Origin of the sequence: Mesorhizobium sp. ESP7-2 (assembly GCF_020164715.1) — a bacterium.
Lineage (GTDB): Bacteria > Pseudomonadota > Alphaproteobacteria > Rhizobiales > Rhizobiaceae > Mesorhizobium.
Map to the genome: position 1 here is coordinate 36,043 of NZ_JAIUGQ010000005.1, position 14,929 is coordinate 50,971.

Genomic DNA, 14,929 nt, shown 5'->3' on the forward strand with positions numbered 1-14,929 from the left:
AGTGAAAAATGATCAGGCACTGTGTTTTCGCTAGATTTCGTAGCGATGTATCCCCGACCGAGCGCACGGCCATCCACGCCGACCTCGAGGCGTTGCGACAGGTGATCGAAGGCATGGAGACGGTTCATTTCAGCGTCAATGTCAGTCCGGAGCCATTCGCGCGCGGGTTCAGCCATGGCTTCACCATCGACTTCCGCGATGCCGCGGCACGCGACGCCTATCTCGTGCATGAGGCGCATCAGCGTGCCGGCGCCCGGCTTGTCGCGGCCGTCGAAGGCGGCACGGACGGGCTGATGGTCTTCGATCTCGACCTTACGAAAACGTGAACCGCCGGCCTTTCGAAAGCCGGCTGACCGCTGTTCTCCTTTACCGGCGGGCCGACACAGTCTCCGCTGTCTCGAAGCACCGTTCCTGACTTTGGCGACCCGCTTCATGCGCGCGACCTTGCCCGGCTTCATCTACCAGGCCGGCAATCTCGCCGCGTCCTATGGCGGTCCGTATCAGGCGGGATCGCCGAAGCACCCGGAGGGAGCTATGCTACGCTCTGGCGCTTTTTGCCGGCGTGGTCGCCGTCTGCATCATCGCTTCAGTCCGGAGAGGCGTGGCCAGGTGATGACCGTGCTGGGCTGAGAGATCAAGCCATCCTCAGCGCGATGACGCCCGCGACGATGCTGAGCGCGGCGGCACCGCGCCAGCCCGTCATCTTCTCGCCGAGCGCGTAGACCGAGATCATCATGGCGAACAGGATCGAGGTCTCGCGCAGTGACGCCACCGAGGCGATCGGCGCCTTGGTCATCGCCCACATCACGATCCAGTAGGCGGCGCCGGAAAGCACGCCGGTGAACAGCCCGGTCTTCCAGTCGCGCGCCAACACCGGCAGCGCCTTGGGCCCTCGGAAAACGAGGCACAGCACCAGCGCTCCGAGCGCATCGCAGATGAACAGCCAGGCGGCATAGCTTTGCGCGGTTGCCGCCAGCCGCGCGCCGCTACCGTCGGACAGCGTGTAGCTGGCAATGAAGATCGACGTGCCCAACGCAAATGCGACCGCGCGCAGGTTCAGCTTCTCCAGATGCGCCCCGCCGCGAAACGACATCACCAGCGTTCCGGCCGACAACAGCAGGATGCCGACAATGGCGAGCGGCGCCGGCACCTCGGCGACCACGAACATGCCGCCAAGCGCGGCCAGCAGAGGTGCCGTACCGCGCGCCAACGGATAGGTCTGGGCGAAATCGCCGGCCTGGTAGGCGCCGATCAGAAAAGTGCGGTAGCCCATGTGGAAGATCACCGAAGCGGTGATGTAGGGCCAGACTTCCGCCTTGGGCACCTCGACGAAAGGCAGCACCACGAGGCCAGCGACCCCCATGCCGAACGTCATCAAAGTGATCGACAGGAAGCGGTCGAGATGCACCTTGACCAACGCGTTCCAGATCGCGTGCATGGCGGCGGCGGCAAGCACCGCGAAGAAAACGAAAAGCGTCATATGGAGCTCATCGACCTCCCCAGCCGAAGGGCGTTTCGAGATCGATGTCGACCCGGACGGGGAAGTGATCGGACGCAAGCTCGCCGATGTCGGCGCTGACCGAGCGCACACGTCCGGCGAACATGCCGCCGACAAAGCAATGGTCAAGCCGGCGCTTTGCCAGTCTGCCGTCTATGATCTTCTCATGCGTGTGAAAATCACCAGCCGGTTCAACCGCCATGGCGGCGGCATCGACGAAGCCGTCGAGATAGGCCGCCCCACGATGATAAGGCGTGCTACCGACGATGCGCCGATATTCGGCGCTGCCGGGTTCCATGTTGAAATCGCCCAGCCAGATCGCAGCCAGCGGGTTTTCCGGCTCGGCTTCTCCATGCGTCCAGTTACGCGAAGGTTCGTCATCCACGCCGCTCCACGGTCCGCCTTCCCGCGGCGCCCGGCGATGCGCGGCCAAGAGATAGTCGATCTGCTCCAGCCGCTCTTCCACCGCGATGTGCGCGAGATGCAGCGAAAGCACCCTGACCGGCCCGGCCGGCGTACGGATCATGCATTCGAGCGCGGCATTGCGGGTGTTGAGCGGACGCAACGTGCGGCGCATCGGCAGCACGTGCAGCCGCGACCAGACGATCGGCAGCCTCGACAGGACCATGGTGCCGAATTGCCGGCGCCGGTTGACCAGATGGCCGTCCCGCCATTCGCTGGCGTCCATGTCGAAGGCGGGGCCATATACCCAGTGATAACCAGGCAAAAGGCGTGAAAGCAGTTCCAGCTGGTCGTCGAAATTGCTGCGCTGCCAGTGCCGCTCGACCTCCTGCAGGGCGATGATGTCGGCGCCCGCGACGAGGCGCGCCGCGCGCGAAAGATCGTAGCGCCCGTCGCCGCCGAAGCCGTACTGGATGTTGTAGCTGACCAGCTTCATTGCTTATCCGGCTCACTTCTCGGCATTGGCAGTAACGGTTCGGTCGATCGCTTGCAATGTGCAGGAAGACGGACGGGGCTTGGGCCAGCAGGGCAGAGGTCGAGACGCGGTATCTGCTAGTCGGTGGTCAGCGGTTGGAACCGGCCGGCGGGCGACGCCGCCAATTCCGCCCAGTCGATTTCTTCCTCCAGTCGGTGGTAGGCTTCATCGCCGATCGTGCCGTTGCTGCGAAGTTCCTCCAGCGTGTCGCGCTGGCGGTTGATGGCGTAGAGCCGCAGCCGGTCGTATTCGGTCGCCGCCTGCGCATCCTCCGGGTTTTCCGCGATCTGCCGCTGAGCCTCGTACTGCTCGCGCACGACGGCGGCCGCCGACGAGGTCTTACGGCTCAACACGTCAAGCGCGGCCTGCATGACGGCAACGCGCGCCTGAGCCACTTCGCGATCGATACTCGTGTCCGGTTCGAAGTTGAGTATCCGCAGCAAGGGCTTCAAGGTCATGCCTTGCAACACCAGTGTGCCCAGAACCACCGCAAAGGCGGCAAGCACGATCGGATCGCGGCCGGGAAAGCCCGCCGGCAGCGCAATGGCGACCACCAGCGTCACCAGCCCCCGCATGCCGCACCAGCCGACCAGCACGGCGCCGCGAAATGTCGGCGCGTCTCCCTGTTGGCCTTCGCGGTCGCGGGCGAACCATCGTATGATCGCAACGTAACTCGCCACCCAGACGAGGCGTGCCAGAATGACGACGACCAGCACGGTCGCGGCAAAGAGAAAGACTCCGCCCTGCCCGTCGCCGGAGAGCCGGCCGACGATCGACCGGGCCTGAAGGCCCATCAGCACGAAAGCCAGCACATTGAGCACGAACACCGCCGACTCCCAGACCGAATAGGTGCTGACGCGGCGTCTCGCCGACATGCGGCGCGGCGCGCTGCGCGCAATGGTGATGGCATAGACGACGATGGTGATGATGGCGGAAAGACCGAGCCTGTCGGCCAGGATCCACACCCCGAATGTCCCGGCGAACTGCACCACGGTGCTGCTTGCGGCGTCGTCGATCCGGGTAAGCGTCAGCAGCGAGACGCGGCCAAGCACATAACCCGCGACCAAACTGCCGATCGTGGACAGCAAGATCACCGGAATGGCGTTGCTCAGCATGATCGAACCGAGCGCGGCCGAAACCGCCAGCCGGTAGATCAGCAGCGCGGTGGCATCGTTGAGCAGGCTCTCGCCCTGCAGGATGGCGGTGAGGCGGTACGGCACCCTGAACTGGCCGAGCACGGCGCTCGCCGCCACCGCATCAGGCGGTGCGACGATGGCGCCAAGCGCGACCGCCGCCGCGACCGGCAGCCCGGCCATTTTCCAGCCGACGAAGGCAACGACCACGGTGGTGAAGACCACGGCGCCGAGCGCCAGCAGCACCAGCGACAGCCTGTAACGCTTCAGGTCACGCAGCGACATGTCATAGGCCGCATCGAGAAGCACCGGCGCGATGAACAGGGCAAGAGCCAGTTCCGGATCGATCTCGATCACCGGCGCACCGGGTACGAAGGCAATCGCGACGCCCGCCAGGGCCAGAAGGGAAGGATAGGGAATCTCCAGCCGCCGCGACAGCGCCGTCAGCGCGACGGCGGCCAAAAGCAGGACAAGCGTCAGTTCGAAAAGAGCCATGCGATATCGTAGCGGCCGAATGAAACGATGGGCAGTGCCAAAGTCATGGCGTGAAACAACAGGATAACACCTCTGGCACGGGTTGTGTCGCCGCCGGCACGAGGAATCCGGAACGCTGGAGCACCCGTTGGGAGCGCCAACCGACGGTGGACTACCTAATGCAGCACCAGCATATCGCTCGACGAGAACGAAATCTCGGCCTTTTCACCGACCGCGGGTGGTGGCGTCGCCGGGCTGTTGAACGTGTCGAGCGACACCGTGTTGCCGCCGATGCCCACGCGAACACGGATCACCGAGCCGAGGAAGTGCACTTCGGAAATCTCGCCCGAAAGGCTGGAATCACGGCCGGGCTGGCGGCCGAGCGAAATTGCCTCGGGCCGCAGCGCCAGCGACAGCATGTCGCCGGACTTCGAGCCGTTGAGCTTGCCCTTGAGCGAGACTTCCTGCGTGTCGACCTGCACCGTGCCGGACGCGGCGTCGGTAACCTTGCCTTCGAGCACGTTCAGCGTACCGACGAAATTGGCGACGAATTTGGTCGCCGGCCGGTTGTAGATCTCGAACGGTGTGCCGACCTGCTCGGCCTTGCCGCCATACATGACGGCGATGCGGTCGGAGATCGACAGCGCCTCTTCCTGGTCATGCGTGACGAAGATGGTGGTGATGCCGAGTTTCTTCTGGATTGAGCGGATTTCCTCGCGCAGCGACACGCGCACCTTTGCGTCGAGCGCCGACAGCGGCTCGTCCAGAAGCAACAGCTTCGGCTTCGGCGCGATGGCGCGCCCCAGCGCGATGCGCTGCTGCTGGCCCCCGGAGAGTTGGTAGGGATAGCGGTCGGCCATCTGCGGCAGCTTGATCATGTCGAGCATCTCGGCGACGCGGGCATCGATATCAGCCCTGGGCATGCCGGCGACCTTCAGGCCGAAGCCGATGTTCTGCGCCACGGTGAGGTTCGGGAACAGCGCATAGGCCTGGAACACCATGCCGACATTGCGCTGGTTGGGCTTCAACCGGGTGATGTCCTTGCCGGCTACGACGATCTTGCCGGCTGATGGCTCCTCGAAGCCGGCGACCATGCGCAGCACAGTGGTTTTGCCACAGCCGGACGGCCCAAGGAACGAGACGAATTCACCCGGCTCGACGTCGAGATTGAAATCCTCCACGACCGTGGTGGCGCCGAAGGATTTTCGGACGTGCTGGATGGAGAGGAATGGCTCGGCCATGGTTCTTTCTTTCGATCAATTCGGACGGTTGGCGGACTTCGGCGCAAACCGCGACAGGACCTGGATCAGCGACATGCACCCCCAGGTGATTACGAAGGCGATTATGGACAGCGCTGCCGGTTCATAGGCCCGGTTGGCAACCAGGTTCTGCAAATATGGACCGAAAGCGGGCCGATTGAGCAGACTTGCCATGGTGAACTCGCCGATGACGATCGCGAACGTCAGGAAGGCGCCGGAGAGCACGGCGATCAACACGTTGGGAAGGATCACGCGGGTGACGATCGTACCCCAGCCGGCACCGAGTATCTGAGCCGCTTCCGTCAGCGTCCGCACGTCGATGGTCCGAAGTCCGGTGTCGACTGCCCTGTACATATAGGGCAGCGCCAGCGCCGCGTAGCCGATGACCAGCAGAGCATTTGTGGCCAAATTGTTTGACAGGAACGGCAGGGGCGAATTCGAGCCATACATCCTGATATAGCCGAAAACGATGACGATGGCCGGGATGACCAGCGGCAACAAGGTGATGAACTCGACCACCGGGCGAAGCTGGGGCAGACGCAGCCGGATCCAATAGGCCGTGGGCACAACGATCAGAACACCAAGAAGGATGGTGAAGACCGCCACGATCACCGAATACATGAAAGTTGTCTGGAACTGGCTATCGCCGAGCACGACCTTGTAGGCGTCGAAGGAATAGACGCCGCGGCGCATGCGCAGCGAAAACTCGATCGTCGAGATGAGCGGTATGAAGAAATAGGCCGCGCCGAGGATGAAGACGACCCAGGCCCAGAATTTGCCAGCCTTCATTTGAGCCACCTTTCGGAACGGGTCCGGAACCAGATGTAGAAGATGTTGGCCAGCCCGGTGATGAAGATCATGCCGAACGCAATCGCATAGCCGAGGTGGGCATTGTGCAGCACGTCGCCGCGTATCTGCGCGTAGAGCAGGATGGGCACGATGTTGAGCGAAGAGCCCGTTAGCGCATAGGCGGTGGCGATGGCGCCGAAGGCGTTGGCGAAAAGCAAGATCACGGTGCCCAGGAAACTCGGCCACAGCACGGGTATCACAACCATCCGCCAGTACTGCGACTGTGTGGCGCCGAGCGTCGCTGCGGCCTCACCCCATTCTTTCTTCAGCCCGTCGATCGCCGGCACGATGATGACCACCATGAGCGGGATCTGGAAGTAGACATAGGTGAGCGTCAGCCCCCAGAACGACAGCAGGTTGAAACCATGCGCATAGAGATTCAGCCCAACCAGCGTATTGAGCAGAACGGTAACCAGCCCAAGGCGGCCAAGCGTGGCGATGAAGGCGAAGGCAAGCGGCACGCCGGCGAAATTGGAAGCCACCCCGGAAAAGGTCAGCGTTGCCGACCGTATCCAGTTCGGCAGACCGCCGCGCACGATGGCAATCGCGATGGCAAGGCCTGCAAAGGCGCCGATCAGCGACGAGGCCAAGCTTACCTTGATCGATATCCAATAGGCGGCAACGATGTTCGCCTGCGATAGCGCGAAGATGTTTTCCAGCGTGAATTCGCCGGCATCGTTCTGAAATGCGCCGAGCATCAGGTAGAGCGTCGGCAAAATCAGGAACATGATGGCGAAAATGAAAAACGGCGTCACACCGAGCCACTGCGTCGGAAACCGCAAGGCGCGCGCTTCTCCTGGGGGCGCGGTCTTTCCCGCAATAGCCTGACTGGAAAGCGTAAGATCGGTCATGCGCCGGCTACCGTCTTCGAGGAAAGACCGGGCGGCCACGTGGCCGCCCGGTGGATTTCAAGTTTTTACTTGACGTTGGCGCCGACGACAGCGTCCCAGTTCTTGGTGATGGCTTCCTTGGCCTTGCCCTGTTCGTCGAGCGTCGGGAACGCGGCGGCGGCATAGGATTCCGCCGGCGGCAGCTTGGCCAGGACATCAGCCGGGACCTTGCCGTTCTTGGCAAGGTCGTTGAAGCGGATCGGGTGGCAATAGCCCTTCAGCCAGCCGACCTGGCCTTCGTCGGAATAAAGGTATTCCATCCACAGCTTGGCTGCATTCGGATGAGGCGCGAAAGCGCTGATCGCCTGCACGTAGACACCGGCGACGACGCCGGTCTTCGGCACGATGACGTCGACGGGCGGGTTGCCCTTCAGCGTGTCGCGGCCCGAAAGGGCGTTGTAGTCCCAGGTGACAAGGATCGGCGTCTGGCCTTGGGCGAGCGTCGCCGTCTTGCCGATGACCGGCACGAAATTGCCGGCGGCGTTGAGCTTCTTGAAGAAGTCGAGGCCAGCGGTGCCGGCGGCTTCACCAGCTGCCGCACCACCGGAAAGGCCCGCGGCGTAGACGGCCTGGATGGCCTGGTTCGAAGCGCGTGGATCACCGGCAAGGGCGACCGAGTTTGCGAATTCCGGCTTCAGCAGGTCGGCCCAGTCGGTCGGAGCTTCCTTGACCAGATCCTTGTTCACTTCGAAGGCGAGCACGCCGTAATAATCGCCATACCAGGCGCCGTCGGCATCCTTGGCGCTGTCCGGGATCGAGTCCCAGGTCGACACCTTGTAGGGCATCAAAAGGCCGTCGGCCTTGGCGGTCGGGCCGAACGAGAGGCCGACGTCGATGACATCAGGAGCCTGCGGGCCCTTGTTGTCCTTGTTGGCCTTGATCGCCTCGACTTCGTCGCCGGAACCGGCGTCGGGGTTGAGTTCATTGACGGTGATTTCCGGATATTTCGCCTTGAAGCCGGCGATGACCTCGCCGTAACCACACCAGTCATGCGGCAAGGCGATCGTGGTGAGCTGGCCTTCGGCCTTCGCGGCCTTGATGAGATCGTCCATCGAAGCGGCGGACGAAATCACCGACGACACCATGAGGGTCGCGGCCGAAAGGGAAAGCACTTTCCCCGTGAGTTTGAACATGTGTTCTCTCCATTGAACTGACGCCGTTGGACGTCTGCGATGCGGTATCGTTTCCGTGTGACAGCCAGATGAAAGCTTTGTGAAACCGGCGCCTCGCAGCGTGAAAAGTTAACTCTTTTTAACGGGCTGTAGCAATTAGCCATCACTTTATTTTCCGGCTAATCATTAATCCGTCCTATATTGCCCCTTCCCCTTTCCTTTCCCTTCGTTTCCCAATCAACTTCCGCACCCCGGAACCGGCCTTAGACCGTCCCGGCGATAGCGTTTTCGAGCAGCGTCAGCGCGGCCTTCTTGGTCAGCTTGACCGGATTGCCGCCGGCCGTCGGATCGACCACCGCCATGTCGGCGATCAGCGCCTTGCGCTTCTTGTCCATGTCGAGCCCCTTGATCAGGCCCGGCAGCGCGTGCGGCACCTTCAATTCCTTGCGCAGTTTGATGATCGCCTTGGCGAAGCCGTCGAAGCCGCCCTTGATGCCGCAATAGGCGGCGAGCCGGGCAATACGCTCCTCGATGGAGTCCCGGTTGAAGGCCAGCACATAGGGCATGAACACGGCATTGGTCATGCCGTGGTGGGTGTCGTAGAGCGCGCCGATAGGATGCGACAGCGAGTGGATGGCCCCCAGCCCCTTCTGGAAGGCGGCAGCGCCCATGGCGGCCGCGCTCATCATATGGGCGCGGGCGACAAGGTCCTTGCCGTTGGCATAAGCCTTCGGCAGGTTCTCGAACACCAGGCGCACGCCTTCCACGGCAATGCCGTCGGCCATCGGATGGTACCCTGGTGCACAATAGGCTTCGAGGCAATGGGCGAGCGCGTCCATGCCGGTACCGGCGGTGATGAAGCCCGGCATGCCGACCGACAGTTCCGGGTCGGCAATGACGATCGCCGGCAAAAGTTTCGGATGGAAGATCACCTTCTTGGTGTGAGTCGCCTCATTGGTGATGACACCGGCGCGACCAACCTCCGAGCCGGTGCCGGCCGTGGTTGGCACCGCGATGATCGGCGCGATGGCGTCGGAGTCGGCGCGCGTCCACCAGTCGCCGACATCCTCGAAATCCCACACCGGCCGCGTCTGGCCGGCCTGGAAGGCGATCAGCTTGCCGAGGTCGAGCGCCGAGCCGCCACCGAAAGCAATGACGCCGTCATGCTTTCCCTTCTTGAACACCGCGATGCCGGCGGTGAGGTTGGAGTCCACCGGGTTCGGCTTCACCTCGGAGAACACGCCATAGGGCACTTTGGCCTCATCCAGGATCTTCAGCGTCGAGGCGACGACCGGCAGTTTCGCCAATCCCGGATCGGTCACGAAAAGCGGGCGCTTGATGCCGGTGGCCGTGAGCACCTCCGGCAATTCCTTGATGCGCCCGGCGCCGAAGCGGACGGTGGTGGGATAGTTCCATTTGGAGATGAGCTTGGACATTGCTTGTCTTTCGAAAATTAGATGGCTTCACGCAGATGGAAGGACTTCGGCCGGGTCAGATTGTCGTAGCCGAGCGCCGACAGGGCAACGCCCTTGCCGGTGTCCTTGACGCCGGTCCAGACCAGCGCCGGATCGAGATAGTCGCAGCGGTTCATGAACACCGTGCCGGTCTCGACCCGGTCGCCGATCGCCACCGCATGCTCGGTGTCGCGCGTCCAGATCGAGGCCGTCAGTCCGTAGGGGCTGTCGTTCATCAGCGCGATCGCTTCCTCGTCGTTGCGCACCTTCATGATGCCGACGATCGGGCCAAAACTTTCCTCGCGCATGACACTCATCTGGTGGTCGACTCCCGTCAACACCTCCGGCGCCAGATAGGGCGAGCCGGCCCTGTCGTTAGCCACCTTCATATTGATGTGCGCCGCCGCACCCTTGCGCAACGCCTCGGCCTTCTGCTCGCGGATCAGGTCGGCGAAACGCGCCTGCGCCATCGGCCCCATTGTCGTAGCTTGCTCCAGTGGATTGCCGACGACATAGTTCCTGGTCTCGGCGATGAAGCCTTCGACGAACTCGTCATAGACCTTCTCGTGCACATAGATGCGTTCGATGCCGCAGCAGCACTGGCCGGAATTGAAGAAGGCGCCGTCGACGAGGTTGGCGACCGCGTGGTCCATCTTGGCATCGGGCAGCACATAGGCCGGGTCCTTGCCGCCGAGTTCGAGGCCGAGCGTCATGAAGGTGCCGGCCGCCGCCTTTTCGATGGCACGGCCGCCGCCGACCGATCCGGTGAAATTGACATGGTCGATCTTGCCGGAACCCAGCAGTTTTTCGGTCTGGGCGTGGTTGAGAACCACATTCTGGAACACGCCCTTGGGCAGGCCGGCCTTGTCGAAGGCTTGGCTGAAGCGCTCGCCGACCAGCAATGTCTGCGCGGCGTGTTTCAGGATGACGGCGTTGCCGGCCATCAGCGCCGGCACGATAGTGTTCACGGCGGTGAGATAAGGATAGTTCCAAGGGGCGATCACCATGACCACGCCGAGCGGATCTTTCTTCACATAGCGGCGGAACCCATCCTTGGGATTGGAGGCCGGCACGGGCTTGAGCGCCTGCTCGGCGATCTCGACCATATAGTTGGTACGTTCCTTGACGCCGCCGAGCTCGCCGCCATAGCGAACCGGCCGCCCCATCTGCCAGGCGATCTCCGGCACGATCTCGTCGGTCATCGCGACCAGCGCTTCGAGCATCGCCAGCATGTACTTGCCGCGCTCGACGATCGGCGTCTTCGCCCACGTCTCCTGCGCCGCCTTGGCGCGCTCGACCGAGGCGTTGATCGCCTGGTCCGTGGCGATCGGACGCTCGGCGTAGATCGAGCCGTCGATCGGAGATTTTAACTTGACCGTTTCGGTCATTCGTTCAGTCCTCGCACTTCATGAAATCTTGATTGGCGCCGCCGCCTTCGAGCGATGGCCGTAGGGCAGCGGTGGCTTGGTTTAATATCGCTCGAACCCTCTGTGCAGTTCCCAATCCGTGATCCGGCGGTCGTATTCGAACTGCTCCCACTTCGCCGTGTGGACATAGTGTTCGAGCACATCCTCGCCGAGCGCCTGTTTCAGCATCTTCGACTTGGCCAGCGTCTCGGTGGCGTCTCGCAGCGTCTTCGGGATCTCCGGCAAACGAGAGGCCTGATAGGCGTCACCGACGAACGGCTTCTGCAGGTCGAGCTTTTCGTCGATGCCGGCAAGGCCGGCGGCGATCAGCGCGGCAAAAGCCAGATAAGGGTTGAGGTCGGCGCCGCCGATGCGGCATTCCATGCGGATGCCCTTGGTGCCCTCACCGCACAGGCGGAAGCCGGCGGTACGGTTGTCCTCGCTCCACATGATCTTGGTCGGCGCGAAGGTGCCGGCCTGGAAGCGCTTGTAGGAGTTGATGTAGGGCGCCAGGAACCAGGTGAACTCCTTGGCGTATTTCAACTGCCCGGCCGCCCATTGCTGACCGAGCGTCGACAAGGTCCAATCTGCCTTTTTGTCGAAGAACAGCGGCGTCTTGCCGTCGGCGCTCCACAGCGAATTGTGGATGTGGCTGGAATTGCCGGCGAGCCCGTAATTGTATTTGGACATGAAGGAGATCGCTTTGCCTTCGGACTCGGCGATTTCCTTGGCGCCGTTCTTCAGGATGACGTGGCGGTCGGCCATGTCGAGCGCTTCGGCATAGCGCACATTGATCTCTTCCTGGCCCGGGCCCCACTCGCCCTTGGAATTCTCGATCGGGATTCCCGCCGCTTCCATCTCGTTGCGAAGCCGGCGCATGACGCCTTCTTCCTTGGTGGTGATGCCGATCTGGTAGTCGCCGATATAAGGCGATGCGGTGTCGAGACCTTGCCAGTGCTTCTTGCGGGCGGAATCGTAGGTCTCGTTGAAAAGATAGAATTCGAGCTCGGAAGCGAAATAGCCGATGTAGCCACGCTCCGTCAGCCGCTTGACCTGCTTCTTCAGGATGGCGCGCGGTGAGTGCGGCAGGTCGTCATGGGTGTGGTGGTCGAGCACGTCGCAGATCACCAGCGCGGTCTTTTCCAGCCAGGGAATGCGCCGCAGCGTCGCGAGGTCCGGCTTCATGACGAAATCGCCATAGCCCTTCGACCAGCTTGCCGCCTTGTAGCCCGGCACCGGTTCCATATCGATGTCGGCCGCGAGCAGGTAGTTGCAGCCATGCGTTTCGTCATGCGCGGAATCGACGAAGTACTGCGCCAGGAACCGTTTTCCCGCCAGCCGGCCCTGCATGTCGACAATGCATGCCAGCACCGTGTCGATCTCGCCATTGGAGATCGCTTTCTTCAACTGATCGAACGAGAAATTTCCGGCCATTCCTTTGGCACTCCAGTGCTTGGTCGTTTCGGGCTTGTCATGTTGACGGAACTAGAAAACCGTGGCGAGCGAACCCGCCACGGTTTGATTGGCTGTTCAGGCGGATTCGCCGACGGCCTTTTCGGCCGCTGCGATGATCGCCCTGCGCTTGGCGATTGCCGCCTCGCCGATAGGCGGCCCCTGGAAGCGGCGATTTTCAACGGCGAACCACAAAACGACGAGCAGAATGATCAATCCGATCGCATAATTGATCAGGATGTCGAAGGGCGGTTGGATGCCGGCATACATCAGCACCATGACACCAATCACCGTGATGATGGCGAACGGCTTTGACCAGATGCCGAGCCGGAACGGTCCGAATTCGGTCCAGGTCTTTCCTTCCGCAAAAAGTCCGGCCGCTATCGGCATGGCATAGGAGACGTAGAGGAAGAGAGCGCAGCCGGCTGCAAGCGCCGCGAAAGCCGGCGAATAGAGCGTGGCGGCGATCGACAGCACGACACCTAGCCAGATAGCCGGGACCGGCGTGCGCCAGGTCGGCGAAACCTGCTTCCACAAGGACGATCCCGGCAGACCTCCGTCACGTGAAAAGGCGAAGATCATGCGCGAGGTCGAAGTAAGGCCGGCCAGCGCGCACAGATAGTTCGACAGCACGATGCAGATGCCGAGCAGATCCTTGAGCCAGGTCGGCGCCGGCAGGTTGTTGAAGAGATTGAACCAGGCATTGCCGCCGTCCTTGGCGGTCGCCACGAGATCGGGGCTCGCGAGGACGAAGGAGACCGCCATCACGAAACCGAAGACGAGAGACCAGAGAACCGCGTGGATCATACCTCTGGGCACCGCAACGCGGGCATTGTGCGTTTCCTCGGCGGTATGCGCCGAGGCGTCGAAACCGGTGATCGTGTAAAGCGGGTAGAGAAGGCCGATCAGGAAGGCCACGAGTGCAGTGCGGGCCGTCGGAACATAGCCACCACCGAGATCGCCGGTCGTGTTGACGAAGGTCGTCAGTCGCGAAAGGTCGAAACCATGCGCGCCCCAGATCAGGAAAGTCAGCGTCAGCACGACCGCAACGACGAGGATGAGGTAGCCGGAAAAGTCGGTCAATCTCGTTGTCGTCTTGATGCCGAGATGATTGAACAGACCTTGGGTGACGGTAATGATCACGACAGCCACCGTCTGCTGCCAGAAGCCCCAGGTCGATGTGTCCCAGCCGAAGATCGGGCCTGCGACGAGCCCTTGAAAAAGCAGGTAGACGCCGACATTCACCGAGGCGACCACGAAGATCAGGCCGAGCAGGTTGATCCAGGCCGTGGCCCAGCCCCAGCCGCGTCCGCCCAGGATCGACGACCAGTGATAGAGGCCGCCGGCGGTAGGATAGGCCGAGCCGATCTGGCCCAACGAAGCAGCGACGACAAGGGCGAAGACGCCCCCGATGACCCAGCCGATGGTCGCCTCGAAACCACTGCCGGTGGCCATCGCCAGCGGGAAAGACGTAATGCCGCCCGCCAGAATGCAGATAATCGAGAAGGAAATGGCGAAGTTGGAGAAGCCGCTCATGCGGCGAGCCAATTCCTGGGCGTAGCCCATACTGTGAAGGATTTTTGTGTCCTCCGACTTGTCGGAGTGATCAGGTGTTGTCATGTCAGAATTCCCCTGTTGGTTCTTAGCTGGCCGATTGAACTGACTTTCCGACTGCGCTTCGTCGAGAGCCCTTGGCCTCCTCTGGCTCCAGATTCAAAAAAATGCCCGTAAGCAGATCCGCCCATTTCCGCTGCCCGGTTTCACCGGAGATTTCATCGTTGCGGATTTCGATCATCGCACAGGGCAAGCCACGCGAACGCGCATGCCGTTCCAGCGTGAAATAGACGCGGTCGGCAGGCGAATAGGGTTCGTTGACCCCGACCGCAACCCCGGCCAACCGCTTCAGCGCGCCGATCAGCGGCGCCGCCAGGCGGCGATCCTCGTCATGGATGATGCCGATATGCCACGGCCGGTTGCGGCCCTTGTAGACCGGCGTGAAGGAATGCACGGAAACCAGCCGGGTCTCTTGCCCGCGCGCCAACCGTTCCTCGACGATGCGCTCGATGGTGCTGTGAAATGGCTGCCATGACAGAGCGACCCGCGCCGCGCGCTGCTTTTCGGACAGGCCGGTATTGCCCGGTATTGCCGTGCTTTCGCTGACCGGCGGCACCAGATCCGGCGCGTCGAGCGGCCGATTGCAGTCGATGACCAGCCGCGAAATGCGAGTTTCGACCAGCGTCGCATCGAGCGCCTGCGCCATGCGCAGCGCCACCGGCAGCGCGCCGGGATCCCAGGCGATGTGACGCGACAGGTCCTCGGCGGCAAGGCCGAGCGTGCCGAATTCGGCCGGCAGGAAATTGGAAGCGTGGTCGCAGGTCAACACGAAAGGGCACGATCCGCCGGGGTTCGTCACCCGCGCGGTATCAGACGATGCAAGGCTGGCGGGCCGTGCTTTCTCCATAGTC

The 14,929-nt window shown here is 62.4% G+C and carries 14 protein-coding genes; 2 read left to right on the forward strand and 12 right to left on the reverse strand.

Translation table 11 applies throughout. The features are described from left to right. Window positions 1-8 precede the first annotated feature (8 nt). Complete coding sequence (locus tag LB543_RS06960; protein WP_140756083.1) at window positions 9-326, forward strand: Dabb family protein; 318 nt, start codon at window positions 9-11, stop codon at window positions 324-326. A gap of 106 nt (window positions 327-432) precedes the next feature. Continuing rightward, a complete protein-coding gene (locus tag LB543_RS06965) occupies window positions 433-630 on the forward strand; it encodes a hypothetical protein (protein WP_224613565.1) in 198 nt (65 codons plus the stop codon). 4 nt (window positions 631-634) lie between these two features. Here LB543_RS06965 and LB543_RS06970 read toward each other — a convergent pair whose 3' ends face one another. The 12 genes from LB543_RS06970 to LB543_RS07025 form a co-directional block, all read right to left on the reverse strand. Continuing rightward, window positions 635-1,480, reverse strand: a complete 846-nt coding sequence (locus LB543_RS06970; protein WP_140756085.1) for an EamA family transporter — start codon at window positions 1,478-1,480, stop codon at window positions 635-637. A gap of 7 nt (window positions 1,481-1,487) precedes the next feature. After that, window positions 1,488-2,396 carry an endonuclease/exonuclease/phosphatase family protein gene (locus LB543_RS06975; protein WP_224613566.1) on the reverse strand — a complete coding sequence of 303 codons (909 nt, stop codon included), beginning with the start codon at window positions 2,394-2,396 and terminating at the stop codon, window positions 1,488-1,490. A 116-nt stretch (window positions 2,397-2,512) separates the two neighbouring features. Continuing rightward, window positions 2,513-4,063, reverse strand: a complete 1,551-nt coding sequence (locus tag LB543_RS06980; RefSeq protein WP_224613567.1) for a cation:proton antiporter — start codon at window positions 4,061-4,063, stop codon at window positions 2,513-2,515. Between the two features lie 155 nt (window positions 4,064-4,218). After that, window positions 4,219-5,283 (reverse strand): ABC transporter ATP-binding protein, encoded by a 1,065-nt coding sequence (locus LB543_RS06985; RefSeq protein ID WP_140756091.1) that lies wholly within the window; start codon window positions 5,281-5,283, stop codon window positions 4,219-4,221. A gap of 15 nt (window positions 5,284-5,298) precedes the next feature. Further along, window positions 5,299-6,090, reverse strand: a complete 792-nt coding sequence (locus LB543_RS06990; RefSeq protein WP_140810601.1) for an ABC transporter permease — start codon at window positions 6,088-6,090, stop codon at window positions 5,299-5,301. Then, on the reverse strand, window positions 6,087-7,001 hold the full coding sequence (locus LB543_RS06995) for an ABC transporter permease (protein ID WP_140810602.1): 915 nt from the start codon (window positions 6,999-7,001) through the stop codon (window positions 6,087-6,089). The genes LB543_RS06990 and LB543_RS06995 overlap by 4 nt, the downstream gene beginning before the upstream one ends. 65 nt (window positions 7,002-7,066) lie before the next feature. Further along, a complete protein-coding gene (locus tag LB543_RS07000) occupies window positions 7,067-8,173 on the reverse strand; it encodes an ABC transporter substrate-binding protein (protein ID WP_224613568.1) in 1,107 nt (368 codons plus the stop codon). A 242-nt stretch (window positions 8,174-8,415) separates the two neighbouring features. After that, window positions 8,416-9,588 carry an iron-containing alcohol dehydrogenase gene (locus LB543_RS07005; protein WP_224613569.1) on the reverse strand — a complete coding sequence of 391 codons (1,173 nt, stop codon included), beginning with the start codon at window positions 9,586-9,588 and terminating at the stop codon, window positions 8,416-8,418. Window positions 9,589-9,605: 17 nt separating this feature from the next. Beyond that, window positions 9,606-10,994, reverse strand: coding sequence for an aldehyde dehydrogenase family protein (locus tag LB543_RS07010; RefSeq protein WP_224613570.1), 1,389 nt, complete (start codon window positions 10,992-10,994; stop codon window positions 9,606-9,608). 81 nt (window positions 10,995-11,075) lie between these two features. Beyond that, window positions 11,076-12,446, reverse strand: coding sequence for a glutamine synthetase family protein (locus tag LB543_RS07015; RefSeq protein WP_224613571.1), 1,371 nt, complete (start codon window positions 12,444-12,446; stop codon window positions 11,076-11,078). Between the two features lie 96 nt (window positions 12,447-12,542). After that, window positions 12,543-14,084 carry an amino acid permease gene (locus LB543_RS07020; RefSeq protein WP_140756105.1) on the reverse strand — a complete coding sequence of 514 codons (1,542 nt, stop codon included), beginning with the start codon at window positions 14,082-14,084 and terminating at the stop codon, window positions 12,543-12,545. A gap of 22 nt (window positions 14,085-14,106) precedes the next feature. Beyond that, window positions 14,107-14,925 (reverse strand): N-formylglutamate amidohydrolase, encoded by an 819-nt coding sequence (locus tag LB543_RS07025; RefSeq protein ID WP_224613572.1) that lies wholly within the window; start codon window positions 14,923-14,925, stop codon window positions 14,107-14,109. Window positions 14,926-14,929: the final 4 nt, after the last annotated feature.